25 protein-coding genes are annotated in these 24252 nt (G+C 38.3%); 12 read left to right on the plus strand and 13 right to left on the minus strand.

Annotated elements, in window-relative coordinates; translation table 11 throughout:
* Positions 1 to 9: 9 nt before the first annotated feature.
* The gene (locus ACY650_RS10720; protein ID WP_462247389.1) at positions 10 to 1416 is read right to left on the minus strand and encodes a S41 family peptidase; all 1407 of its coding nucleotides are present in this window, start codon (positions 1414 to 1416) and stop codon (positions 10 to 12) included.
* Between the two features lie 71 nt (positions 1417 to 1487).
* Between ACY650_RS10720 and ACY650_RS10725 the strand changes: the two genes are divergently transcribed.
* Positions 1488 to 2306: a helix-turn-helix domain-containing protein gene (locus tag ACY650_RS10725; RefSeq protein ID WP_462247390.1), complete on the plus strand. Its 819-nt coding sequence runs from the start codon at positions 1488 to 1490 to the stop codon at positions 2304 to 2306.
* Positions 2307 to 2308: 2 nt separating this feature from the next.
* On the opposite strand, the gene ACY650_RS10730 is transcribed toward ACY650_RS10725, so the two are convergent.
* The 4 genes from ACY650_RS10730 to ACY650_RS10745 all read right to left on the minus strand — a co-directional run bounded on the left by ACY650_RS10730 (position 2309) and on the right by ACY650_RS10745 (position 4868).
* Complete coding sequence (locus tag ACY650_RS10730; RefSeq protein WP_462247391.1) at positions 2309 to 2716, minus strand: acyl-CoA thioesterase; 408 nt, start codon at positions 2714 to 2716, stop codon at positions 2309 to 2311.
* Positions 2716 to 3750: an endolytic transglycosylase MltG gene (gene mltG, locus ACY650_RS10735; RefSeq protein WP_462247393.1), complete on the minus strand. Its 1035-nt coding sequence runs from the start codon at positions 3748 to 3750 to the stop codon at positions 2716 to 2718. The genes ACY650_RS10730 and mltG overlap by 1 nt, the downstream gene beginning before the upstream one ends.
* A gap of 29 nt (positions 3751 to 3779) precedes the next feature.
* Positions 3780 to 4295, minus strand: a complete 516-nt coding sequence (locus ACY650_RS10740; protein ID WP_462247394.1) for a 4'-phosphopantetheinyl transferase family protein — start codon at positions 4293 to 4295, stop codon at positions 3780 to 3782.
* Between the two features lie 90 nt (positions 4296 to 4385).
* Positions 4386 to 4868, minus strand: coding sequence for a hypothetical protein (locus tag ACY650_RS10745; RefSeq protein ID WP_462247396.1), 483 nt, complete (start codon positions 4866 to 4868; stop codon positions 4386 to 4388).
* A 184-nt stretch (positions 4869 to 5052) separates the two neighbouring features.
* Here ACY650_RS10745 and ACY650_RS10750 point away from each other — a divergent pair, with 184 nt between their 5' ends.
* A complete protein-coding gene (locus tag ACY650_RS10750) occupies positions 5053 to 6630 on the plus strand; it encodes a capsule assembly Wzi family protein (RefSeq protein WP_462247397.1) in 1578 nt (525 codons plus the stop codon).
* A 7-nt stretch (positions 6631 to 6637) separates the two neighbouring features.
* Here the strand turns inward: ACY650_RS10750 and ACY650_RS10755 are convergent, their stop codons facing one another.
* Positions 6638 to 7267, minus strand: coding sequence for an FkbM family methyltransferase (locus ACY650_RS10755; RefSeq protein WP_462247399.1), 630 nt, complete (start codon positions 7265 to 7267; stop codon positions 6638 to 6640).
* A 62-nt stretch (positions 7268 to 7329) separates the two neighbouring features.
* On the minus strand, positions 7330 to 8946 hold the full coding sequence (locus ACY650_RS10760; RefSeq protein WP_462247400.1) for a cyclic peptide export ABC transporter: 1617 nt from the start codon (positions 8944 to 8946) through the stop codon (positions 7330 to 7332).
* A 141-nt stretch (positions 8947 to 9087) separates the two neighbouring features.
* Between ACY650_RS10760 and ACY650_RS10765 the strand changes: the two genes are divergently transcribed.
* Positions 9088 to 10386, plus strand: coding sequence for a glycosyltransferase family protein (locus ACY650_RS10765; RefSeq protein WP_462247401.1), 1299 nt, complete (start codon positions 9088 to 9090; stop codon positions 10384 to 10386).
* 56 nt (positions 10387 to 10442) lie between these two features.
* Positions 10443 to 11219 carry a glycosyltransferase family 92 protein gene (locus tag ACY650_RS10770; protein WP_462247403.1) on the plus strand — a complete coding sequence of 259 codons (777 nt, stop codon included), beginning with the start codon at positions 10443 to 10445 and terminating at the stop codon, positions 11217 to 11219.
* Here ACY650_RS10770 and ACY650_RS10775 read toward each other — a convergent pair.
* Entirely contained in the window at positions 11214 to 12167 is a 954-nt protein-coding gene (locus ACY650_RS10775) for a Stealth CR1 domain-containing protein (RefSeq protein WP_462247404.1), read from the minus strand. The two genes, ACY650_RS10770 and ACY650_RS10775, sit on opposite strands and share 6 nt — an antisense overlap.
* Positions 12168 to 12264: 97 nt before the next feature.
* Between ACY650_RS10775 and ACY650_RS10780 the strand changes: the two genes are divergently transcribed.
* The gene (locus ACY650_RS10780) at positions 12265 to 12762 is read left to right on the plus strand and encodes a LicD family protein (RefSeq protein WP_462247406.1); all 498 of its coding nucleotides are present in this window, start codon (positions 12265 to 12267) and stop codon (positions 12760 to 12762) included.
* On the opposite strand, the gene ACY650_RS10785 is transcribed toward ACY650_RS10780, so the two are convergent.
* Positions 12759 to 13478, minus strand: a complete 720-nt coding sequence (locus ACY650_RS10785) for a phosphocholine cytidylyltransferase family protein (protein ID WP_462247408.1) — start codon at positions 13476 to 13478, stop codon at positions 12759 to 12761. The two genes, ACY650_RS10780 and ACY650_RS10785, sit on opposite strands and share 4 nt — an antisense overlap.
* Positions 13479 to 13651: 173 nt before the next feature.
* Here ACY650_RS10785 and aepX point away from each other — a divergent pair, with 173 nt between their 5' ends.
* The 3 genes from aepX (at position 13652) to ACY650_RS10800 (ending at position 17314) form a co-directional block, all read left to right on the plus strand.
* On the plus strand, positions 13652 to 14944 hold the full coding sequence (gene aepX, locus ACY650_RS10790) for a phosphoenolpyruvate mutase (protein ID WP_462247410.1): 1293 nt from the start codon (positions 13652 to 13654) through the stop codon (positions 14942 to 14944).
* 88 nt (positions 14945 to 15032) lie between these two features.
* On the plus strand, positions 15033 to 16151 hold the full coding sequence (gene aepY / locus ACY650_RS10795) for a phosphonopyruvate decarboxylase (RefSeq protein WP_462247412.1): 1119 nt from the start codon (positions 15033 to 15035) through the stop codon (positions 16149 to 16151).
* A gap of 68 nt (positions 16152 to 16219) precedes the next feature.
* Positions 16220 to 17314, plus strand: coding sequence for a 2-aminoethylphosphonate aminotransferase (locus tag ACY650_RS10800; protein ID WP_462247414.1), 1095 nt, complete (start codon positions 16220 to 16222; stop codon positions 17312 to 17314).
* Here ACY650_RS10800 and ACY650_RS10805 read toward each other — a convergent pair.
* Together ACY650_RS10805 and ACY650_RS10810 are read right to left on the minus strand one after the other, a co-directional pair.
* On the minus strand, positions 17304 to 17840 hold the full coding sequence (locus ACY650_RS10805) for a hypothetical protein (protein WP_462247416.1): 537 nt from the start codon (positions 17838 to 17840) through the stop codon (positions 17304 to 17306). The genes ACY650_RS10800 and ACY650_RS10805 overlap by 11 nt on opposite strands.
* A complete protein-coding gene (locus ACY650_RS10810) occupies positions 17827 to 18930 on the minus strand; it encodes a glycosyltransferase family 4 protein (protein WP_462247418.1) in 1104 nt (367 codons plus the stop codon). The genes ACY650_RS10805 and ACY650_RS10810 overlap by 14 nt, the downstream gene beginning before the upstream one ends.
* Here ACY650_RS10810 and ACY650_RS10815 point away from each other — a divergent pair.
* From ACY650_RS10815 to ACY650_RS10830, 4 genes are read left to right on the plus strand one after another with little or no spacing between them, the layout of a single operon-like run.
* The gene (locus tag ACY650_RS10815) at positions 18894 to 19721 is read left to right on the plus strand and encodes a DUF3108 domain-containing protein (protein ID WP_462247420.1); all 828 of its coding nucleotides are present in this window, start codon (positions 18894 to 18896) and stop codon (positions 19719 to 19721) included. The genes ACY650_RS10810 and ACY650_RS10815 overlap by 37 nt on opposite strands.
* Positions 19722 to 19757: 36 nt before the next feature.
* Entirely contained in the window at positions 19758 to 20852 is a 1095-nt protein-coding gene (locus ACY650_RS10820) for a phospholipase D-like domain-containing protein (RefSeq protein ID WP_462247421.1), read from the plus strand.
* Between the two features lie 18 nt (positions 20853 to 20870).
* Positions 20871 to 21803: a fatty acid desaturase gene (locus ACY650_RS10825; RefSeq protein ID WP_462247423.1), complete on the plus strand. Its 933-nt coding sequence runs from the start codon at positions 20871 to 20873 to the stop codon at positions 21801 to 21803.
* 1 nt (position 21804) lies between these two features.
* Complete coding sequence (locus tag ACY650_RS10830; RefSeq protein WP_462247424.1) at positions 21805 to 22719, plus strand: CDP-alcohol phosphatidyltransferase family protein; 915 nt, start codon at positions 21805 to 21807, stop codon at positions 22717 to 22719.
* On the opposite strand, the gene ACY650_RS10835 is transcribed toward ACY650_RS10830, so the two are convergent.
* Positions 22720 to 22968 carry an acyl carrier protein gene (locus ACY650_RS10835; RefSeq protein WP_462247425.1) on the minus strand — a complete coding sequence of 83 codons (249 nt, stop codon included), beginning with the start codon at positions 22966 to 22968 and terminating at the stop codon, positions 22720 to 22722.
* Entirely contained in the window at positions 22961 to 24250 is a 1290-nt protein-coding gene (locus ACY650_RS10840) for a beta-ketoacyl-[acyl-carrier-protein] synthase family protein (protein ID WP_462247426.1), read from the minus strand. Before ACY650_RS10840 ends, ACY650_RS10835 begins: the two co-directional genes overlap by 8 nt.
* Positions 24251 to 24252 lie beyond the last annotated feature (2 nt).

The following is a 24252-nucleotide window of genomic DNA, read 5'->3' on the forward strand; positions in this document are numbered from 1 at the left end:
TATAAGCTGCTATTCATTGTAATCCACAACGAACTGAATTTTTTCAGTATCATCCTGAATAGGAACGTCAGGAATAATGCCTGTTTTGTTGAAGCCCTTCTCCATCACATCCTTATTCAAAGTCCCGGTGGGGTACCCAAAGTAGATATTCTGACTTCCCGAATTTTTTAAAAGAATGGAATTCACACTAGTAAAATCGATCATGCCCCTGGATGGCGATCCAAAAGTTGTAACCAAATCGCTTGATCCTTTCGCATGTAAAACGAACGACTCTGATGCACTTGCGCTGCCATTATCCATTAAAATGGAAACTCGTTCAATATCAGCTTTACCTCGTTTGAAACTTCTTTCCGGGTAATCCGGTCCGTCAACGACCTCTCCATTTTTTGTCATTCTGTTTAGAACCGGAGTGTACACCTTCGAAGAACCAAAGCCCTTGAGCCTTTCAAAATATGCTCGATTATCTTCCGAGGTGATTACAAAGCCCTGTTTTGATTTATAAGCCTTAGTAGCAAACAATTTTATCAGTGGAAAGTAGATCGCATTGCCTCCAGTATTGCCTCTGATATCGATGATCAAATGCTTAGTTGAATTTAAAAGACTCTTGTTCTCTTTAAGAAAATCTTGAAATTCATTGTAGTCAACGAGAAAAGATGGAATTGTTAGAAGTGTGTTTTTTTCGTCTAGCTTTTTAATGGTTGGACTAAGAATATTGGAAGGTATGGTTGTATCATCAGTTCTTACCCATGTTACGCTCCCCATGCTCAACTTACTTGCCTCTTTCAATACGCTAGCCCTGACATATCGAGCATTGTAATTATATTGGAAGTAGCTGCCTTCATAAGCCTGATCTGTTTGTGATAATCTGGCTTTCAAACTTCCTACGTCGACATTCTCTCGATTGCTTTTGACCAAATAGGCATCGTAATATGTCCCATTCTCAACTATTTTAAAGATAGATTCACCATCAGACCAATATCCAAGAATTGTTGCGGAGGATTGATTCTTCATTTGTGCAATCTCCTCGAATCCTTTCATTTGCTTGATAAGGAAGTCTTTGGATCGAGATAGTTCTAACGAATCTAGTTTAGGATATTCTGCTGCGTAAAGATGTCCATCTTCAAAAAACGATAGGAAGTCGTTTAGGAATTTCGTGCATTGTGAAGCGCTAACTTCTTTGACTTTTGATGAATAGTCTTTTTTCAATTCATCATATTTTTTAAGTTTTTCTGTGTCCTTGGTAAGTGCCAAGGCAACATAATTGGATTCCAACTTCATGACCAGTTCTTCAAAAGTCTTGTCGCAATCACAAGGGCCAGTTTGAGGATTATCCATAGCAGATGTGCCGTTTTCAATAGAACAAGCTCCTAAAATGAATGAGGCTATGAATATGTGTTTAATGAGTCGTAGATTCATGTTTCTTTAATTTTGAGTTTTTGCGAAACTATCCCTTGGGATGATGCCATCATTGTACAAAATAGACAAAATTGAAAGTCGTTGAAATAGAACCTAAAAATGAGGTACTGAAGAATTATGTCTCCAAGTACCAGTACTTTGATGTTGACGGACCATTGCTAGTAAAAGCTATTCCTACTGGCACGTTGGAGTGTTTCGTAATAATAGGTGGGTCGTTTGAGATTTTTGACCCGGAAAAAGCTACTTTTTTTGCTTCCGAGCATATCGGTGTTTTTCCAATGGGAAGTCAGGTTTCTGCCTATTTCATTCCTAAAAATGTAAAATGCTTTAACATCAAGTTAAAGGCCCAGTCTCTAAGTCTGCCAAAATTTAAAGGTGTGATTTCAGATTGGAAATCTTTTTCGGTTGAAAGCTTTCTGGGGGCAGCTGGCATGGAGAAAATTCGAACATTTGATTATTCAGATGAAGAGAATTTTGCTGATACTATAGACGAGATCTTATTGGAAAACAATGATTTTAATGCTGTTGACACACGATTAGAAGCTGTATTAAATTCTATGGTTGCTGAATCAACCTCCAACATGAAGGTGGATCAAATAGCAGAAAATAATCACATGACCATAAAGAGCCTAGAAAGATTGACAAAAAAGGTGTTTGGTATGCCTCCAAAGAAATTAATGGGCATATTGAGGTTTGGTGAGTCGGCAAAGTATCTGAAAAATACAGAGGGGTATAAGTTTATCGATGCACTGCAGTTTGGCTACTATGATCAATCACATTTCATCAGAGAGTGCAAAAAGATCACCAAGATGAGCCCTAAGGAATTTCTTTCGAAACTAAATCTTGATACCAATGATTTGGTGCTGGATGGAGGTCTCGATGAAAATTAAGCCTACTCAAAAAATGGAGCAATGGATTCTTTCATTCTCTCAGGCATTTTTACCGGCCTACCGGTTTCCATATTCATAAATGCCAGTATTGTTTCACCTGTGTTGATTAACGTTCCTTCTTCATTTCTGATTTCATAAAGAAATGACATTCTCGCTCTGGGCATCTCTGGAATAATTAGTTTGACTGTAAGTAAGTCGTCATACTTTGCCGGTCCATGATATTTAACACTCATGCTAAGAACAGGCATTCCAATACCACCATCTTCCATTTCCTTGTACGGGAATCCCAGTGCCCTAAACCCTTCTACACGTGCGATTTCGTAATATTTAGGATAGTTGCCATAGTAGGCAAATCCCATCTTATCAGTATCTGCATATCGAACCCTAATTTGCGTTTCGTGAGTGTACATTATCTGTAAATCCTTTGTAGGTTAAGTGCTCGTTGGAACCTTCTCGCATTAATGTTATGCTGACTGAGCGTTTTAGCAAAGACATGATAGCCAGAAAAGTCTGCATTTGCACAGAAATAAAGGTACTTATGTTCATCGTAATTCAAGACTGCATCCAATGCCGGAATACTTGGCATGTTGATTGGCCCGGGAGGTAGTCCATAATATTTATAAGTGTTGTAAGGGGATTCAAATTCCTTATCCTTATTTAAAATTCTTCGAATGCTAAAGTCGCCGATTGCATAAACGAGTGTTGGGTCTGCTTGTAGTGGGATTCTTCTATTCAATCTGTTAATGTAAACCCCAGCGATTGCCGGTGCTTCATCCATCTTATTAGTTTCTCCTTGCACGATTGAAGCCAAGGTAGATACTTCCATTTGCGTCATACCTAGTTCTTCAGCTTTTTGCTTTCTTTCTTCCGTCCAAAAATTATCGTACTCCCGTTTCATTCTATCCAGTAATGTCTTAGGTGTTAATGTCCAATAGACTTCATAGGTATTTGGGATAAACATGCTGATAAAAGTCTCCTTAGTGAATCCATAGTATGCAGCGGTAGAATCATTGAGCAATATCGGAGCTAGCTCAGCAGAATCTATCTCCAGGCTTTTTGTAAGAATCTTTGGTAATTGTTCCAACAATCGAGCATTTGAAAATGTCAATGAGACAGGAGTTTGCGACCCTGACCTTAGCAAATTAATTAGCTCGATATTGGTCATATTCGACTTGATCAAATACATGCCATTTTTGACATTGGTGTCTAAGTCCTTCAGTTTAGCTAAGAAGCTGAATGAAACCAAATCATTTACAATACGCTCTTTGGCAAGCTTATCCTGCAATTGTTTGAATGTTGTTCCTCTTGGGATATCAAAGTATCTGTCTTGTTCTTCTACAAGAACATTTGGCGTATAAATGATCTGATACGTATAGAATGCAAATGAGGATAACATCATGGTGAAAACCACGAGAAATATGGCGATGAAGTATTTTTTACGCATGCGTGCAAAAATAATATGGGGACCTTGTACTAAAGCAGACTTTTCGAGAATGCTACAGCTCCATAACGGCCGTGATGAGAAATGGATATCTCTTTTTTAGAAGGCTCAATGATTGGTAGGTTTAAATCATCTGATCCGATGTGATAATCATGGCCCAATTCCCTGAAATATTCGATGATCATGAACCGGATACTTTCACTCCAATTATCATTATCCTTGATAAAAATGTGATGTTCTATGTCTGTCAAATCGCCACAAATCGCCAAGATATATTCATCTTCAATTATGATACTCCCTGCTAGATCATCAGATTTAAATGAAACCTTGTCATTTTGTATTGAAAGTTGAATCGGAATTTTAGTCGGCGAAAAATTGATGGGCTCTCTTCTGCACTTAAAAACGGCCTCCTTAGCAGACCATAACAACCAAAACAAATATGGATGATCCAGGTGAGTATCTCCTTCATTCTTTATGAGATCAAGCGTCCTTTCATTGCGCTCTTTGAATGATGGGTCTTTAAGGTCTACTATATCAATTCCTAACATTGGTAGTATCTGTGTATTGGGTTTCTCTCAGTATCTGAGCAAATTCAACACACTTCTAAGTTAGAAATTAATTCCAAGAAATTGTGGATATCACCAAAGATCACTCAAATCGTGACTTTCTGTAAAAACCAGACCCACTTTGCCGTCATTTTTTTCTTCCCTCACGAATTCCACTAATTCATCATTTATGAACAAATCATAAACAATCATCCAACTAGGGCTGTGAGTGTCGTATGGGGGCTTACCGTTATAGAGCTCTACTTTCAAATCGTTCTTATCTTCATTCACATATGGTGTGAGGTCAATGGTTACATTATACTCACCATATACGGTTCCTGTGTCGAAGATGGTAGAATCATTAATGTATGCTATTACTCTGTTGTCTACATGTCTGATAACTAGCTTATACTGATCGCCCTCATATTGGATTGCTGGTTCAGCTTCTACTTCACTTGTATCAGCTTCATTCACCTCTGCAGTCTCCTCTTCTTTTGCTTCCTCTTTATTTTTTTGAGGACTAGAACAGCCAAATATTAATGTTGCTAGTAGTACCAGCTGGAGTAAACGAGTCATTTTTAAAATTTTTGAATCTCTTATATATAAAACCATGCCAAAGGTACGCAAGTTGTAATGAATGCTTAAAATGTAAAATGCTTCTTTATTTGTGCATTAAGAATCTATTTGAAGCGTTTCTATCTAAAGATTTTAGCTGAAATTAGCATCTGAATAAATTTCGACTCTGAATCAAACGAGTAGTATGAATTTGAAAAAGAACATTTCGATTGTAATTGTCCTTACCATTTTTAATACAGTGACAGGACAGGTCCTTGATCCAAATGATATGCTCTTGGATTATTACAAAATGTTGGAGTTGAAAAATCCACAAATGGATCAGCGAATAGGGATTCATCCTTCAATTGTAAATAGTTATCAGAGAGATAGTCTTACATGGAACCCATGGAGTGATTATTTGCTGACTGTGAAGGAGGAAAAAAAATCATTTCAACTTCTACCCGCCAGAGTGAAGAGTTCAGTGAATACCAACTATTCTCGAAGTTACAATGATGGTGCTGTATGGCAGGGAAAGGGACTGACAATGCAAGCGCAAGGCGGTTTTACAGGTCGGCATGGACGTATTCGGTACACCTTTGCTCCAATTATATACTGGAGCCAAAACAGTTCTTTTGCACTGGCTGAGAATGCTAGTTCTGAAATAAATCAATACAATTATCAATTTAATGTCAGAGGATTTATTGATTATGTTCAAAGATTTGGGCCAAATAGCTTCTTTGACTGGCATTTGGGCCAATCAGAAGTTCGAGCAGTTTTTAATTGGTTTACGGTTGGGCTATCTACTCAAAATATCGTATTTGGGCCTGGCCAACGTAATCATATAATATTAGGTAATAGTGGAGGGATGATCCCTCACATAGATTTAGGAACAGATCGTCCAATCGTTACTTCCATTGGTAAGATTGAGGGCAAAATGTATTGGGGACGTATGAGTGAATCTGACTACAACAATGAAATTACTACTGGTAACCCAGCCGAAGCCAACCCGGTTCAATACTTTACTGCCCTTTCTCTAAGCTACAGTCCAAAATGGGTGAAAGGATTTTCTCTAGGTGCGAATCGTGTATTCTATAAAAGATGGCAAGATTTTGTTTTCGAAGATTTTATCTCTTCTGCTATCAGATTTAATTCACCTGAAGAGACGGTTTTTGGCAATGATGACCTGGATCAAACTGCATCGCTGACGATGCGATGGACATTTCCTGAAGTTGGTTTCGAAGCATACATGGAGTTTGCAAAAAGTGATTTTGGTGGAAATGTTTTTAGGTCTGAACCAGATCATGCTAGAGCAATAACATTGGGATTCATTAAAGTGCTGGAATACTCAAACTTCGACATCAAATTGAACTACGAGCATACCACACTTGGACAGCCGAAGAATTTCCTATTTAGACAGTACAATAGATATTATAGCCATGCGGTAATGAAAAATGGCTATACACATAGGGGACAACTCTTAGGAGCTGGAATTGGTCCTGGATCTAATGGAGATTGGTTTGATGCTAAGATCTATTTCAAGAAAAGCATGATTGGCGGAACGCTACAACGAATCCGATTTGATGACGATTATTTCTTTGCAAACTTTTCTCGAAAGGAACAGCACGACTTTGAGTGGACGATGGGACTCCAGTACGAAAGGTTGATGAGCACAGGAAGACTTGGTTTAGAGTTTAATTTTTCCAATAGAAAGAGTACCTATTTTATTGAAGGGAATGATAAAACCAATGTTTTTGCGTCTGTTTCTTTTGTAAAACCTTTTTAAAAGTCACTCAAATATCTAGGCAGTTGTTGCCTGCTCTGTAAAATATCGTTGACGCATATCTTCTAAACCCACTTGGCTTAATACCAGTGAAGGTCAGTTTACGGAAACCTTTTTCAGCATAGAAATCAAAAGCACTTTGATACTTTTCTCTTTGGCTGTCATCAAGGATCAATACGCCATTATCACTCAGTTGATCAAAAGAATTTTTAGCACATTCAACCCTCTTCCGGCCATCTACAAGTATTATATCATACTTGTCCTTCATCGTGTTCACAGCCTTCTCATATCCATTGTCTAATTCTACCAGTTGGATATCAACGTTGGGTTTATCAGAAAGGCTACTTTGGATGTCGTTGAACCAAGTTTTATCATGCTCAATTGACTTCACAGATTTTACTCTTTCAGAGAAATAAAGTGTAGAAAAACCGAGCCCGTATTCGAACAGTGTTAAGTCTTTATTTAGCTTCTCTGCAAAAAAATCCAAGATGGCATAATTCATCCATGGTAATGGATTGCCGTCCTTGTCAAAAGGACGATCAGTCTGTATAGATCTCAGAAAACCATAATGTTTGAAATAAGAATCCTCGTCGAAAGCAAGACGATAGTAAAGCTGAAATACCTTATATAATTTCTTCATGATGTGGTTAGATTATGGTTTTTGAAGATTGGCTCTAAGTTAAAGTGACTCTAAGAAACAAACTATTCGAATGATAAAAGCTTTCCGTCTCTTAGCTTCAATAGGTGGTCAGATAGATGGAAATATCTATCATCATGGGTGATTACTATCAGCGTTTTACCCTTCTCCTTTAGGAGTGGAATGATTTTACTGTAGAATATCTCTTTAAAGTATGGGTCCTGATTAGCAGCCCACTCATCAAATAGGTATACCTCTTTATCTTCCAATACAGCACTTATCAGAGAAAGGCGCTTTTTCTGTCCGGCGGAAAGATTCTTAGTGGTAAATCCTTTATCAGCAATTTTCACCTTCTTGCCCAACTCTAAGAGATCAATCAATTCTTGCCCTTTCTCGGCAAGTAAATCATGGTCGATGTGATCCAATTCCTGGAAAACATATGAGTCCGTAAATACTGCAGCGAATCGGCTTCGGTAAAAGGATAAGTTTTTAACATCTACAGCTACGCCTTTATACTCGATGATCCCTGCTTTGTTCTTGTAAAGACCAAGCAGAATTTTGGCAAGAGTCGTTTTACCACTTCCATTACCTCCTACGATAAAAATGGATTCTCCTTTCTTGATACCAAGATCAATCGGGCCTAGTTTGAAGTGCTCGTCTTCATCAGCGTGATAGTAAGTATGTTCTATCTGCTTCAGTTCAATTAGAGGATCACTGTCTTTCCATTTATCGTTATTGATGTTGTCATCATGCTGAAAGGAGGGTTCTAGTGTAATTCCAACCTGCTCAATGTGCTTAAATGACACTTCGATGTTTTTAAGATTTCGCAAGAATGCGGTTGCAGATGAAAGTGGAGCAAGGGTGAATAAAACTAGGGTAAGGTATTTCCCAAAAAATTCTAGTGTCACAAAGCCTGTTTGAAATATGATCACTACCAGAGCTCCCATTCCCAATAAAAGAATCAAATCCGTAGATCGATTATATATGGAAGCTACTATACTTTCTTTAAGATAAAATTTCATTTGCTTCCTGCTCGTAGGATCAATGTGATCCTCGATGAAAGATTTCGAAAAGTCTTTATTTAAAGCCAGCTCTTTGATTCCGAAAATCAACCCTTCAAAATGAGCAAATAGGTTGTTCAAGTTGCTTCTTGCCCCGTAAGCGTATTTCCTGATTAGAGGTAAGACAACCTTTGTGATAAGTATTACGAGCGCAAAAAGTATAATGGTAGACAATGATAAAATCGGAGAGTACCAAACCATGTAACTCAATATGCCTATCACAGTGGCCAGACCCGTAGTTACGGTAGGCAATGTTCGTATTTGTGTGGCAACTCGGTCAATGTCGGCAGTAAGTATAGGTATTAAGCTAGACTGATTTCGTTCGATTTCTTCATATGGAGCCTGAATAATTTTGTTGGAAAGATCAATTCTTAAATCGTGAATGATGCGCTCCATTAGTTTGGATACCGCGTACGAAGCAAGTATTGAAAACGCTCCATATAGAAACCAATACCCTCCAAATTCAAGTAAAAATGAATTCAAAACGAAGTTATCATCTTCGATCGCTTGGTGTATGCTTCCAATTACCAAAGTGGAGGTAGCTCCAGAAAGTACACTAGAAACCGCCGCAAGGATAAAAAGCGGAAGTGATGATTTAATAAGTATTCGAATTACTACCATTACAAATTCTTAGTGCCGCGAAGCTACTGAATTGAGTTTAAAGATGTTTGATTAGTCGCATTTGAATTGATTTACCCCCAAATCAATTGAAGTTTTATTACCTATGATATTTCTGTTTCTTTGTGAGAAATTCATTCACTCTTGGCTAAGCGAGTACTTTTAATTTCTCCTTATTTTCCACCCCACAATACGATTGGCACCAAGCGTGCCATAAATTTTGTGCAGGGGATACATGGTCAAGAGGATTGGGAGGTCGCGGTATTAGCAAGTAAACCTTTTAACGATAAGAACGACTTCAAGCTAAATGAGCAAATTCCAAAAGGTGTAGAAATTAATTATGGATTTGTAGGAATATTTCGCCCGCTTATTTCCTTTCTGGCCAATGGATTTAAAAGTAAAAAACCTTCCAACGCACCTGAGAAGGTTGCGCCCCCCAAGAAAGCTGCGTCAAAGAATAAGAAACCAAGCAAATCTTGGACGCCTTTTGATCAGTACTTATGGGATACAGGTTCGGCAGTACGGAATGGTAAAAAGCTAATAAAAAAATGGAACCCCGCTGTGATCTGGGTAAATGCTGATCCATGGTCTGGTTTCTTGGTAGCACAGAAGTTAAGTCGGAAGTTTGAAATCCCCTGGGTGGCAGACTTAAGGGATCCGTGGACCATCTTCGAAAAGAAAATGGAGCTGAGACCAAAGATTACCGCTGATGCCATAAGGAGGTATGAAAAATCCTTTTTTCACACAGCTTCGAAAGTTGTCTTAAACACTGAGACAGCTTGCAATACTTATAAAAATGTCTATCCAGAGATAGAAGATAAATTCACATTCATACGAAATGCGTTCAATGATAAGCTTCTTAAGGTAGGCGAGGCAAATGAAGCTAGTGAGCCATTCACCTTCGGGTACTATGGCGGGTTTAGAAAGTTTGTCCCATCTACATATCTCTTAAAGGGCTACGCTAGTTTCATAAAAAAAGCTAAGCTTAACCCCGATCAGGTTCAGCTTGAGGTTAGAGGTAGTGTTTATTCCGATTTTTGGGATCAAGTCTTCGAGTACAATTTGGAAGACTATGTCAGCGTAAAAAAAGAGATTAATCAAGATCACACAATCGCATATCTACGAACTTGGGATGTACTTCTGCTAAGCGCTGTTCATGATTTTCGTTGGATGGTCTCAGCTAAATTTTATGATTACCTCTATACCAGAAAGCCAATATTGGCAGTATCTGACAACGATGAATTAAACAGATTGATTGATCAAACCGAATCTGGTAGTTGGGCTAAAACCAACGAAGAAAGCAAAATAGAAGAATTGTTTAGTAGTTACTTCAGCAAAGGGAAAACAGCACTCTTAAACAATGAAGATCTTATTGAAGCATTCGGTGCCAATCATCAAGCAACACAATTTATGAGGGTACTGGATGAGGTTATTGACAAATAACCATAGCCGATTGAGTGCATTGTATAACTTTGCGCCCCAACGAAAATTATTCATTCATGGGTAAAAAACATTTCTTAACATTCGCGACCAATTTCAAAAATGAGAATCCATACTTGAAAGAGTGGATTGACTATCATGTGAAGGTAGGAGTAGATCATTTTTACTTGTATGATCAAGACGGTAGTGAGGAATCAAAAGAAATCTTGAAGCCATATGAAGAAAGTGGTGTGGTCACAAGACACCCTTGGACTCATTTAGATGGTACTAAATACGATGGCGCCACTAAATGGTATCAGAGAAATAAAAACCACATGGGATTTGCACATGCTGCAAAAACCTATCGAAATGAATTCCAATGGTTGATGAAAATTGACGTGGATGAATTTTTATATCCACTAGAAGATAAACTGAGCTTATTGGATTGGCTCAAAACTGTGGATGCTAAGAAAATAAAAGGTGTAAAAGTCCCTAGAATCAATTTTGGCAACAATGGACACGATACCGCTCCTAAGGATCCAATTTTGAAAGCGTACACAAAGAGAGAGGAAGACTATTCAGATCATAAAGATCTTGGAAATGGCGACTTTTTGTCGAGCAATAGATTCGCTTACAGTGCCCACTGGTGGCATTACAAATGGTACAAAGGAGGGTCGATGCTCAAAGAGCACAGTGATATAGGCTGGAGAATCAATCATTACTACACAAAGTCGCTGGAAGAATATATGGGAAGACAAAATGTATCCGGAGGAAGACCAGAAGGCCGTGCAGGTTTTGATGAAAAGAACAGTGGGTGCAACGAAATTGTGGATGAAGGAATGCTGAAGTTTCTATAATTCGAAACTAGATTTTTCAGGATACTTTCTTTGTAAAAAATCTCTTACTATTTCCACAACCTCGGGGTTGGGATTGTCTCCTTGATCATCATTTAAGCAATAAAATTTCGGGGATTTATTTTCAAGCTTTTTGAAAGCTTTCTGTTGCTTACTTAAGCTGTTGGTAACCTTGTGGAAGGTGTGAATCTTTAAAAGATCCGGTAGTTTGATGGCTTTTACATACTTTGACTGATGTTTTAAAGTGTACCATCGATAAAGCTTGTAGGTCATTACGTCGGTTCCTTCTCTAAACTTGTGAGATTTAATTTCTTCAATCAAGTCAGGCCTAGCATCTTGCATCCCTTGCCACCAATCTTTCTTAATTAGGATTGGAGAATGTTCAATGAGTCCCATTCCTACGATATCGTTTTTCTTGTTATAGATTCTCCATCCAAAATTTTCACCGAATAATGAGCCATGTATCAGGACCTTTCCATCTTTTGAATAGAAGTCCTGAGGCTCCACTTGATTCCCAAATAGGAAATCGTCATTGAGATAGATGAATTCTTCCGATAAACCGGGAATCTTGTGGATATAGCTTTCGATTACATTGTAATTGAAAGTGGGGATATCCGCTTGATCAAATACTTCATCATGATGAATGATTGAGATTTTGGGATGATCAATGTCTAGCCATTCAGGTCTTTGAGGTCTACATGTAAAAATGTAAATGTGATTAATCCATGGAGCATACTTTTCAACTGAACGTATGCTATACTTCATCATATCAAAAATATCCCGGGTACGTTCCGGGTTTAGATCGATTGGTTTCTCTGAGTATTGATTTACCAATTTTCTGTACTCAATATCATCACCATCCACCCAAGTGTAGACTAAATCGATCGGCTTTTGTAGGTCTTTTTGATCCAATGATTGAATAATTGATTGATTTCCCTTTTTTTGTTCCATGATTCGCCTGAGCCAATACATCAAACGGATTGCAAATGTAGTTTTATTCGCATTGCCCGGTCAATACCAAAAGCGTCGAATCCAAATTTTGGAGGAAATGTTTCGTAAATCTATGCAGGTGCTAAAAGATTCTGGTGAACCATATTGGTTGGATTTTGGCACTCTCTTGGGGTATCACCGTTCAGGTGGTATCATTCCACATGATATTGATATTGACGTTGCGATGATGGAGAGTTCTTATGAATCCATCAAAAAAATGAAAGGTAAGATGCCTCGTGGATTGAGGTTTTATGATACTTCTGCCAACCACGAAGGACCAAAAGTCTACTTCTCTTACAAGGGATACGATTTTGATATTTTCTTCTATGAAGATGAGGGGGAGACTATACGCACGTTCGTAGAAGCGGATTATCCAAACGAGCGACAACACATTTCGAAAAGCCTTGTTTTTCCTCTAGCTAGCGACTCTTTCCTAGGCATTGACGTTACTGTACCAGCAGACACAAAAGGCTATCTAGAATTGATGTATGGGTATCTTGGGACTGGAGGTTGGCGCGATCAAACAACTGGATTGTGGCATCCGCCAAAGCATTAATCCAGCCTTGGCAATATTTCCTCTTTCGCTCTCTCCAAATGTTCCTGATTATCAATTTCGCACCAAGCAAGATCATCAACCTTTAGCACGGAAACCGGGTTATCAGAAGATATTTCGGCAATGGCAATCTCATAGTCTTTATTAGCAGAGTTTTCTGTTTCAGCATGATATTGCTTTAGTTTTTCAAGAAGATCCATTGAAATTTTCCAAATCCCAACAAGCTCGGCATCTACAGAATTAAGCTCTTCTTTTTTCTTAGAGAGGTTTTTCAAATTACCATTCACAATTTCAACATAGACTTCATCATTTGATTGAGTAAACCCACTTGTTAAAATAACATCCTGAGCGCTGTGATGAAGAAGTCCCTTAATTGCATCCGAATGGTACAAAAGGTCTGATTCAAGAAGTAAAAAATCTCCCTTTATATTTTCAGAACCATAGATAAGCGTGTGAAAACTGCCAGTTGTGGCAAAATCAGGGCTAAGAAATGTTGTTAATCCATTCTCTTGCGCAAACTTCTCATAGTGCTCATGTAAATGGCCCGTTCCAATGATGACATTTTTTATGCCGTTTTCTTTTAAGAGCCTCACTGATCTTTCTATTAATCTTTCATCACCTACAGGCATAAATCCTTTAGGGATATCAAAAGTGTAAGGCTGTAGCCTTGTGCCCCTTCCAGCGGCCAGAATTACAGCAGTTTCAATCGTTTGCGTCATCTATTTAGATTTTAGAAGGTGTTTACGTTCCTTTGAGCTTAATTTGCCACGAAGATAGAATAATCTAATCGCGTTGAAATGAGCATAAGTCCAGAATTCTTAACATTTCCTTAAAATGGATTGTTGGGTGAGTGCTAGTTCGAAGTGTACCAACAAAAAATTTAACTATTCAAATGAAGAAAGTATATGTAGGAATGGGAACCGATCTCATTCATCATGGCCACGTAAATATCATTGAGGTTGCCCGAGATTTGGGTGAAGTAACAGTAGGATTACTCTCAGATAAGGCGGTTAGTAAATACAGTAGAACTCCATTTCTATCATACGATGAAAGAAAAAAGATTCTTGAAAACTTAAAAGGAGTTCATGAAGTAATACCACAGCAAGAGTTGGATTATGAGGAAAATCTTAGATCCTTGAAACCTGATTATGTTGTTCATGGCAGCGATTGGAAAACTGGACCTCAAAAGCACATAAGAGATAAAGTAATCAAACTTCTAGAAGAGTGGGGAGGTGAATTAGTAGAACCAGATTACACGTCTGGAATTTCATCTACTGGCCTAAGAGCGGCGATGAAGGAAGTAGGGACTACTCCGGATATCCGAAGAAGAATGCTTAGAAGATTACTCGAGTCAAAAGATATTACTAGAGTAATGGAAGCTCACAATGGTATTTCTGCTTTGATAGTTGAACAGACAACAATCAATGCTGAAAACGAAGTGCGTGAATTTGATGCAATGTGGGTGAGCTCTCTTACGGACTCTACTGCCAAGGGAAAACCTGATACGGAATATGTAGACAGAACCTCTCGATTTAATACCATCAATGATATTCTGGATGTAACAACTAAGCCAATTATTTTAGATGGGGATACTGGAGGTGTTACTGAGCACTTTGCAATGTTGGTAAGAAACCTTGAGCGATTGGGTGTTTCTGCAGTAATTATTGAAGATAAGGTAGGGTTAAAAAGGAATTCACTTTTTGGAACAGAGGTTAAGCAAGAGCTTGATACAATAGAAGGTTTCTGCGAGAAAATCAATACTGGAAAGAAAGCTCAGGTGACTGAGGAATTCATGATAATAGCAAGATTGGAAAGCTTAATCGCAGAGCATGGAATGGAAGATGCGTTGACGCGAGCTAAGGCCTACATAGAGGCAGGGGCTGATGCTATCATGATTCATAGTAGACATAAGGATGGTAGTGAGATCATGGAGTTCATGAAGCGGTATCAAGAATTTGAGTATAAAGTTCCTGTGGTATCAGTACCATCATCGTACAATCAGTTTACGGAAGAGGAGCTTCATGAAGCAGGATTCAGCATTGTGATATATGCAAATCACCTCCTTAGAGCTGCGTTCCCTGCAATGAAGAAAACTGCAGAATCTATACTTACAAACAAAAGATCGAAGGAAGCGGATGAGTTCTGTATGTCTATCAAAGAAATACTAACGATCCTTCCTAACTAATGCCAATTAGTATTTCCAATTGGACATAATCACAAATCATAATGAGTGGTCTTGAATGTTTCAAGGCCACTCTTAAAATTTTACGATAATGCTAAACCCTCAGAGTTTTTTAAAATCAATTCGAAATCAAGGAGTAGAATTTACCACCGGTGTTCCTGATTCATTACTAAAGGATTTTTGTTCTGTAATCACAGATGAAGGTTCAGACATCATTGCTGCAAATGAGGGTGGTGCTATTGCTTTGGCGATGGGACATCACCTGGCCACAGGAAAGATACCTTTGGTTTACATGCAAAACTCAGGTTTTGGTAATTGTGTAAACCCACTCACTTCCTTAGCTGATAGTGATGTGTATTCTATTCCTATGCTTTTGATGATTGGCTGGAGAGGAGAGCCTGGAGTTAAAGATGAACCTCAGCATGTGAAGCAAGGCAGGATTTCAGAAGAATTACTACAGACAATGGAAATTGACTATGCAGTACTTTCTGATGATGAGAAGGAAGCGGATGGTCAACTAGCAAAGGCCTTTGAGGTTATGAAGCAGACAAGTGCACCTTATGCATTGCTAGTGAAAAAAGGAATTTTCGATAAGTATAAGCTCCAAACCAAAGTTGAGAATCCATATACAATTAATCGTGAAGAAGTAATTGAATGGATGTTGCAAAAAATGGAGGATGAGGCGGTTGTAGTTTCAACTACTGGAAAATCGTCAAGAGAAGTTTTTGAGATTAGAGCCAAGCATAATATGGGTCACGGAAAGGATTTCCTAACTGTAGGTGGTATGGGCCATGCTTCTCAGATTGCTTTGGGTATTGCTTTGAGTCAAGAAAACAGACCTGTCTACTGTTTAGATGGTGATGGAGCTACCATTATGCACATGGGCTCTGGAGCTATTATCGGAAATCAACCTTCAAAAAGCTATAAACACATCTTGATCAACAACGGCTGTCATGAATCCGTAGGCGGGCAAGCTACCGTAGGGTTTGCAATTGACTTTCAGAAAATTGCTGAGGCATCAGGATATAAAAAGACCTGGTTAGTATCGGAAATGGGTGAGCTACCAACAGTTTGGGAGGAGTTTAAGAATGCCGAAGGACCAGTTTTGTTAGAAATAAGAACTACCGAAGCTTCAAGGGCTGATTTGGGTAGACCTACGACTACACCAGTGCAGAATAAAGAAGCATTCATGAAAAATTTAGGTAACTAGTACTTTTAAAAACCTCAGATTTAGGGGTTTTGTCCTTGTCAAATCCCTCACTATTAAAACAACAACCTATGCTTCACAAAAAGGAAATCGACAGAAAAATTCTTTTAAATCCGGGTCCTGCTACTACGTCTGAAAGAGTGAAGGAAGCACAACTTGTATCAGATATATGTCCTCGCGAAAGTGAGTTTGGACAAGTAATGCATGATATCTGTGAAGGTATTTTGAAGGTCGGAAATGGGCAAGACACGCATCGCGTTTCACTTTTTGGAGCTAGTGGAACTGGAGCAATGGAGGCTTGTTTGGTATCGGCACTTGGTAAAAATGACCATGCATTGATCATTACAAATGGTGCTTATGGAATTAGGATGAAAGCTATCTGCGATGGATATGGTATTAAAAACTCGACTCTTTTTGAGTTTGGTGATTATCCCGAACCAACTAAAATTAGTGAAGCACTTAAATCTGGAGATTATTCACATCTGATAATGGTACACCACGAGACATCAACAGGGATGATGGACCCGTTGGAGGAAGTTGGTGCTATCTGCAAAGAACATGGAGTGAAATATATTGTAGATGCAATGAGTTCTTATGGTGCTTATCCAATAGACCTGGATGCTCACAATATTGATTTCCTCTTTTCTAGTTCAAACAAGTGTATTCACGGGATGGCAGGGCTTTCCTTCGTTATTTTCCACAAGGATCATACGGACGAATTGAAGGCGAACGGAACTGGATTCTATTTCGACGTTTATAAACAGTGGGATAATCTTCAAAAGAAGGATCAACTGAGGTTTACTCCACCAGTTCAAACTAGCTATGCGTTCTTAGAAGCAATCAAAGAACATGAGGAGGAGGGTTTAGAAAATAGATGGAAACGCTATCAGGCCAATTGGCAAAAGCTGTATGATGGTTTTAAAGAACTAGGATTTACATTCTTCTTACCAGAAGATCAGCAATCAAAGATCTTATTAGCTATCAATCTTGACAAAGAAGGACTAGACTTCAATCACTTCCATGACTATTTGTATCAAAATGGGATCACTATTTATCCTGGCGTGATTCCTGAAAGTAAGACGTTTAGAGTAGCTGTTATCGGTGAGCTTTATGAAGAAGATATGGATTATGTTATGGATAAAGTGAAGGAATACTTCAAACGTTGAATCTGTTCGGATTTTTCTCAAGCTTAATCTTTTCCTTCATTGATGATTCAAGTCCGTTGAGCGCTTGAATTAATTCATAAACATGGTTTTCGCTGATCAATTTGAAGTACTCTAAATATACTTTTCCATTCGATTGAACTCGTAACCTATTATTGATTCCATTGCTTTGCAATAGTTGAGAATCAAGAGCCTGATATTGATTTTCATAACCATCTATGTAGATATTCAAGAAATCGATCTTGTCATAGCTAAGTTCAATTTCGCCTATTTTAATATGCTCATCTCCTATTGAGAGTTCACCTTTAGGGCTAGCATTTGAGCGTTCTTTATTGAAAACGTATCTTGAAAAATGCAGGAGGAGTCCCCATGTTACGATAACGAAGAGAATAATATTACGCGAAGGACCGGGATCAAAAATATAAGCAATAAGAAAAGCAAGAGTCAGAAGGAGACCCATTTGAATAAGCCTTGTATCTTTTGGCTGTTCTTCGTCTTTTTGAAATGTGACAGTTTTAAACTCGCTCATATACCGAATTCACCTCTTTAGAAACCTCGGCCCAATCGTACTTTTTGACCTCTTCCAAACCATGCTTAGCAAGTACTTCTCTTTTTTCGGAAGGTATCAAATTCTCTATTGAAGAGATGAATTGGTCCAGGTTCCCTGGTTCAGCAAAACCAACATTCATCACATCTGTGATCACATTCTTGTATCCTGCATTTGCATAACCAGCAATTGGTGTACCTACCGCCATTGCTTCTAGTAGGACAATTCCAAAGCTCTCTCCATACAAAGCGGGGGCCAAATAGATCTCTGATTCTTTTAGAAGTTTATATTTCGTCTTTTCATCAACAAAGCCGAGAAGTTCAACATCTGTCAATGAGAAGTCTGATATATATTTTTCAACTTCACCTCGACCATCACCATCACCAGCTATTAAAAGCTTCATCTTAGGAAACCGTTTCTTTAGCTTGTGAAAAGCCATTAATGCATGCATGACTCCCTTCCTTGGCTCTAACCTACCCATAAAGAACATTTGAAAATAGTCGTCGTCTCTACTATTTTTTTTGGGTGCAAGTTCTTTTATTTCATCAAGGTCAATTCCATTTGGAATAATATGAATATGTCTCTTAGAAAATCTTGAAATGAAAGAGGATTGACTTTTAGATACAGAGATAATTTGATCCAAAAATGTGAAAACACCACGAGCAACTGTCGGCATCACATACTTACCAACAAATTCGCTTTTAGGAGTATCATGAAATGTGGCGATTTGTTTAGTTTTCGAATGCTTTAGGACTTGAAAGGGGAGTAGCGGATTCCAGATGGTGTGATAATGAATTATGTCAAAATCTTCCTCCTTTAAGAATGCTTTTAACGCTTTTTTTTCTTCACCTAATGCGATATTTACATCGATCTTAGTACCACCAATGTTGACTGATCTATTGCGACCAAAGAAGCATACATTTTTTTCTTCAACAAGATTGGCATTAATATTGGGTGCAATGATCTTAACTTGATGACCTATCATTGCAAGATGCTTGGCTAAACTTACAATATGTGACTTAACACCCCCCGGTCGTGAAAAATCATACGGACATACAAGAGCAATTTTCATTCAGAGCAATCTTACAAGGTTGGATCAAGATCCTAATACTTTTTGTCTTTCTTTCTGGAGCACTAAATGCTCAAGCTCAAAATAAATCATATCCATTCAAACCTGGCGAAAAATTGACCTATAACATGAAGTTTGGGTGGTTTAATATTGGTGATGCGGTGGTATGGTTGGATCCTGACTATCAATACCCTAATAAGAATGGCAAACCTCACTATAAAATCCAGTTTCAGATAAAGACGGCAAGCTGGTTTAGGGTTTTTTCTAAGCTCAGGTTCTGTATGGAGTCATTAATTGAAGTAGAAACACTTAGACCATATAAATCAGATCGGGATTTAGAAGCCAAAAACAAAATTGACATTAGACATGACTATTTCAATTATGGAGATTCCATTTCTATAGATGCTTACATTGAAGATATTGACAAATGGCGTTATCATAAATTCGCTAAAGATGATTCTCCTTTTTTGGATGCCATGAGTACCTATATGTGGTTAAGGGGTCGTAATCGATCCGATTTCCGTGATGAAATTAAAGTGCGAACATTCTTCACGAATGATGTGTATGAGTTTGTAATGCTACCAGCGGAAAAAACAACTTACAAATACGATGGCCGAAGAGTGGGCGCTTTGGAAATGGAATTGGTCTTTCCTGAAGGTGAATATTTTGATGATGGGAAAACCGGCCGATTAATTTTAAGCGATGATACCAATCGCCTACCTCTAAGAATCGAAATTGATATGAAAGTAGGATCATTCATTTTTGATCTTGATAAGGTAGAATTCCCTAATTAATCAATAACCCTCTTAATTTTGCTGAAAAAATAGCAATTGGGACAATCTAAAATCTTGTTGGGTTCAAAGGCATTCATGGAGATGTTGGCAAAGGTATCTTCAAGTGCCACGGACTCCCTCTATGCCCAGGCAATGACTTTTGAAGGCGATGATGCAGGAAAATGGTTGATTGATATCATGAAGTCTTGTCCTGCTGAGGATAAGAGGCTCTTAATAGACAGCTATTCTAAAGTTGTAATTAATGATCATTTCGTCAATTCAATTAAATATTTAAAGGATACAGCATTTAGAAATGAGGTGAAAGAAACATCTCGACTGATAGATGAAGCAAAATCTGCTGGGATTGATGTGAGATTCACTAATCCGGTAGGATTTTTTGGTCAGAAATACCCGCTTCGAAACCATAAGAAGATGGTAATTGTGGATGGGGAAGTCAGCTTTTTAGGTGGAATCAATTTCAGTGATCACAATTTCGAGTGGCATGATATGATGATCCAATTGAATGATAAGGTACTAGGGGAAAGCCTGGTTCATGATTTTAATACTACTTGGAGTGGCACTAATCAATCAAAAAGGATTGAGACAGATGAAGGCGAGCTTTATTTATTTAATGGCAAGAAAAGTGTTGGGCTCTATCAAGATTTTTTTAAGCACTTAGAAAATGCAAAAGCGTCCATTCAAATAATCTCACCGTATATTTCTGAGCCTCTCTTGGGGGTGTTAAGGAAAGTTGCTGCCAGTGATGTGGAGATCACAATAGTTTCTCCACAAGAAAATAATAAATCAATTTTTAAGAATATAATTCTATCAGAACAGAAGAAGGGATATTTCAAGCTGAAAGAGTATCCAGGAATGTCCCATATGAAAGCCATTCTGATAGATGATGAGAAGTTAATTTTTGGAAGTAGTAACTATGATTTAGTGAGTTACTATTTTGAGCAAGAAGTAGTTTTTGTGTCAACAGACATAGAGTTAATTGCGGATTTTAAAGCGAATGTGCTTAGTCAGGTTGATGAAGTGTCTGATGCTGATGAGTACTCCGCCTTTCAAACAAGGAAAGCTTCATTTATAATGAGTCTTTTGAATAAAGTTGGAGGATTTGCTGCCCAAACTATTTTACGCCCCCATTAGTTAAATTTGTAGTTAGATATGGAGCAAAAAGATTTTACCTGGAGCGAAGAGAAGGAACCTCACTTCCAAAGAAGGAAAGTGATAATGGAGTCACACCCCGAGGTTAAGAAATTATTTGGCAATGATCCTTCATTAATTTTTAAGACAATTTTTGTATCTGCATTGCAGCTATCGATTCCGATATTTTTCCTTCCTCAGAATCCATGGATTTTTGCATTGGTTATGATTTTGGTCGGAACAACGCTTACGCACATAATCGTTTTAGCCGTTCATGAAATCACACATGATCTCGCATTTAAGAAAAAGACTTTAAATAATTGGTTGGCGATAGTAGTTAACCTACCACTCGTTGTGCCATTTGCTATGGCTTTCAAAGCCTACCACGCCAAACACCATTGGCATCAGGGTAAGGAAGGGGTTGATACGGACTTAGCAGTAAGGTGGGAAGCTAAATTTTTTAAGGGACCGCTGGGAAAATTTATTTGGTTAATCATTCAGATTCCAGTCTATGCAGTTAGACCACTATTTGTTCATCCGCTTGTGCCAGATAAATGGCAGATAATTAATGCGATATTCCAAGCTGGTGGCATGGTAGGATTCTATTACTTAGCTGGCTGGCCAGGTCTTCTATATCTTGCTCTTTCTACCGCTTTAGCCACTGGACTGCATCCTATTTCTGGCCATTTTGTCGCAGAACACTTTATTTACAAGGAAGGCCAAGAGACATATTCATACTATGGTTGGTGGAATAAGTTTATTTGGAACGTTGGCTATCACAACGAACATCACGACTTTCCAACTATTCCAGGTTCGAAACTTCCAGAGCTTAAAAAGATTGCTGGTGAGCACTACGATAACCTTTATGCTCATAAGAGTTATTCTAAAGTGATCTGGCAATTCTTGTTTGACAACAAGATTTCATTATTCTCAAGAGTTAAGCGTAACAATTAAAATGCTTGGTTACTTTAAAAGAAAGTACCAAAATCATTTAGACGAGGTTCTTTCCACAATTAAGCTAATTGATATCGAAGAGAGGTATGACTTATACTTCAGTCGCTTTTTTGGCTTGTACTTTGCCAAAATTGCCAAATGGCTGAAGCTTACTCCTACCAATGTTTCTATAATAAGTCTGATAATTGGAGTGGCAGGCGGCTGGCTATTTTATTATCAAAATATTCTATGGGTAGTAGCTCTGGCTGGGTTTATGATCACTTGGGCTGGAGTATTGGATAGTTCGGACGGGCAGCTGGCCCGAATGACTGGGCAATCCTCTGAGATCGGTAGACAAATTGATGGACTAATCGACAACCTCGTATTTATATCTTGTTATATCGGAGGTACAATTTATTTGATCCCTGAATATGGATATTGGGTATTGATACTAATGGCTGCTACAGGCATTGCTCATAGTTATAAGGCTGGACTATATGAGTTTTATAAATCAGAATACCTGTATTTGGTGGGAAAATCAGACGCGGGTCTTATTCCATTGACTAGAGATGAAATAAAACCGACTGGTGAAAAACTCTTTCACAAGATTATACACTATATAAATCTGGATTATACAGGGAAGCAGATAAAGTCTACAACAAGAACTGCAGACCAGAGACAAAAAATGAGAGAACTCTCAAGGGAGATGCCTGAAAAGTTCGATCCACTTTATTCTAAGCTCAATATGAGAACATTATTCTGGTGGGCTTGGTTGGGCGGTAGCAATACCCACCGTAATGCGATGGTAATTTCAGCTTTGTTCGGAAGATTCGAAATATACCTGATTGCTAGCCTTATATGGACAATCGGATATATTCCTCTTAACCTTCTACAAAAGAAATTTGATGAGAAATTATTGAAAGAACTGTCTAACTAATTAGGCAGCCTTTTGTAAGACAACATCAATTGAATCCTGAACAGTGTTCATTTCTCCAATAACGTCATCATCAATCATGATGTCAAATTTATCCTCAATATCAAGAACGATATCTACAATGTGTGCAGAGTTGATCATCAAATCATTGATTAGATGCTTATCTTCAGAAACTTCATTTTCCATGATGTTTTCAGGTAGATAAGGCTTAATGATGTTGATAAGGTCGGTTTTTACAGTTTCTCTATTCATCTTCTTTGTATTTCCTTAAAACGAGCGCGCAATTTAAGTCACCAAAACCAAAATTGGCTTTGATTACAGTGTTTACTTCCTTGCTTTGGCAACTCGTTGGAATACAACCCCCAAAAATTTCTGATAAAATTTCTGGATGAATATTTTCAACATTCAAATTCGGATGAATAAAGTCCTTGGACATCTGCAAAACACTGGCTATAAGCTCCACTGAACCGGCACCGGCGACTGCATGACCAATCATTGATTTAGGCGTATTTATTAACGGAAAATCTTCCCCTGACCTTCCTAAAGCCTTGACCCAATTTCTTATTTCTGCTGGATCACCTTTGGTAGAAGTAAGGTGCCCATTAATTAAATCTATTTCTTCAGGTTTAATTCCTGAGGATTGCATTGCTCTCTTTATGCAATCAACCACAGCTTCTGGATTAGCAGCTGTCATCGTACCGCCACTTCGTTGGCCGCCAGAATTTACATGACCGCCTAAAACTTCACCATAGATTTTGGCGCCACGTGCTTTTGCACTCTCAAGTGTTTCTAAAACTAATGCCCCTGAACCACCGGAAGGAACAAAACCGGCAGACGAATCACTCATTGGACGTGAACCAAATTCAGGATTATCATTTGAATTGGAACAAAGCACCCGCATAGCATCGAAAGCGGCCCAAATGTATCTTCCATCACCTTCAGTACTTCCGCAAATCATTCGATCTGCACGTCCTTGAGCTAAGTATTCATAACCCATCAAAACGGCCTCAGATCCAGTTATACATGCGGAAGAATTGGATTGCACACGATTGCCCACGCCCAGAATTGAATTAAGATAGGCTGCAGCACCACTATTCATGCACTCGGATATGGTTCTTGATCCTAACTTTCTGCTTTCTCCATTATCGATCGGATAAGAAGGGAATGGCCTATTGATAAAACTATCAAAGCTCAAATCTCCAGCACCAAAAATCATCCCGGAATTAAAATCTCTTTCTTCTGTATTCGGCTCTAATCCTGCATCGCTCCAGGCTTCTACACCTGCTAGCATAGCATATAAAATTCCTTTATTAGTGATTTTTTCGGCAAGCAGTCTTGGCAAATGATCACCTAAATTGATTGATGATAAATCTGGTGCTCCACCAATCTGACATTTGAGATTGATTTTATCTAACTCTTCCCAATGTTTTATGCCAGACTTACCCTCTCTTAAAGCCTTTTCATAATTGTCAACACCAATTGCATTGGCGGCAACAACGCCTAGCCCAGTAATTACAACTCTATGTTTTTCCAAAA

This window comes from Ekhidna sp. (assembly GCF_963691765.1).
Taxonomy (GTDB): domain Bacteria; phylum Bacteroidota; class Bacteroidia; order Cytophagales; family Cyclobacteriaceae; genus Ekhidna.

Excerpts from the sequence above, each read along its gene's own strand:
- ACY650_RS10730 (WP_462247391.1), bottom strand. The coding sequence starts at position 2,716 with ATGTACACTCACGAAACGCAAATTAGGGTTCGATATGCAGATACTGAT.
- ACY650_RS10810 (WP_462247418.1), bottom strand. The coding sequence starts at position 18,930 with ATGAAAATTGCTCTTGTATGTCCGTATGATTTTTCACGACCGGGGGGT.
- ACY650_RS10835 (WP_462247425.1), bottom strand. The coding sequence starts at position 22,968 with ATGAATAGAGAAACTGTAAAAACCGACCTTATCAACATCATTAAGCCT.
- ACY650_RS10750 (WP_462247397.1), top strand. The coding sequence starts at position 5,053 with ATGAATTTGAAAAAGAACATTTCGATTGTAATTGTCCTTACCATTTTT.
- ACY650_RS10800 (WP_462247414.1), top strand. The coding sequence starts at position 16,220 with ATGCTTCACAAAAAGGAAATCGACAGAAAAATTCTTTTAAATCCGGGT.
- aepY (WP_462247412.1), top strand. The coding sequence starts at position 15,033 with ATGCTAAACCCTCAGAGTTTTTTAAAATCAATTCGAAATCAAGGAGTA.
- ACY650_RS10740 (WP_462247394.1), bottom strand. The coding sequence starts at position 4,295 with ATGTTAGGAATTGATATAGTAGACCTTAAAGACCCATCATTCAAAGAG.
- ACY650_RS10720 (WP_462247389.1), bottom strand. The coding sequence starts at position 1,416 with ATGAATCTACGACTCATTAAACACATATTCATAGCCTCATTCATTTTA.
- ACY650_RS10755 (WP_462247399.1), bottom strand. The coding sequence starts at position 7,267 with ATGAAGAAATTATATAAGGTATTTCAGCTTTACTATCGTCTTGCTTTC.
- ACY650_RS10760 (WP_462247400.1), bottom strand. The coding sequence starts at position 8,946 with ATGGTAGTAATTCGAATACTTATTAAATCATCACTTCCGCTTTTTATC.
- ACY650_RS10780 (WP_462247406.1), top strand. The coding sequence starts at position 12,265 with ATGTTTCGTAAATCTATGCAGGTGCTAAAAGATTCTGGTGAACCATAT.
- ACY650_RS10745 (WP_462247396.1), bottom strand. The coding sequence starts at position 4,868 with ATGACTCGTTTACTCCAGCTGGTACTACTAGCAACATTAATATTTGGC.
- aepX (WP_462247410.1), top strand. The coding sequence starts at position 13,652 with ATGAAGAAAGTATATGTAGGAATGGGAACCGATCTCATTCATCATGGC.
- ACY650_RS10805 (WP_462247416.1), bottom strand. The coding sequence starts at position 17,840 with ATGAGCGAGTTTAAAACTGTCACATTTCAAAAAGACGAAGAACAGCCA.
- mltG (WP_462247393.1), bottom strand. The coding sequence starts at position 3,750 with ATGCGTAAAAAATACTTCATCGCCATATTTCTCGTGGTTTTCACCATG.
- ACY650_RS10770 (WP_462247403.1), top strand. The coding sequence starts at position 10,443 with ATGGGTAAAAAACATTTCTTAACATTCGCGACCAATTTCAAAAATGAG.
- ACY650_RS10785 (WP_462247408.1), bottom strand. The coding sequence starts at position 13,478 with ATGACGCAAACGATTGAAACTGCTGTAATTCTGGCCGCTGGAAGGGGC.
- ACY650_RS10825 (WP_462247423.1), top strand. The coding sequence starts at position 20,871 with ATGGAGCAAAAAGATTTTACCTGGAGCGAAGAGAAGGAACCTCACTTC.
- ACY650_RS10775 (WP_462247404.1), bottom strand. The coding sequence starts at position 12,167 with ATGGAACAAAAAAAGGGAAATCAATCAATTATTCAATCATTGGATCAA.
- ACY650_RS10830 (WP_462247424.1), top strand. The coding sequence starts at position 21,805 with ATGCTTGGTTACTTTAAAAGAAAGTACCAAAATCATTTAGACGAGGTT.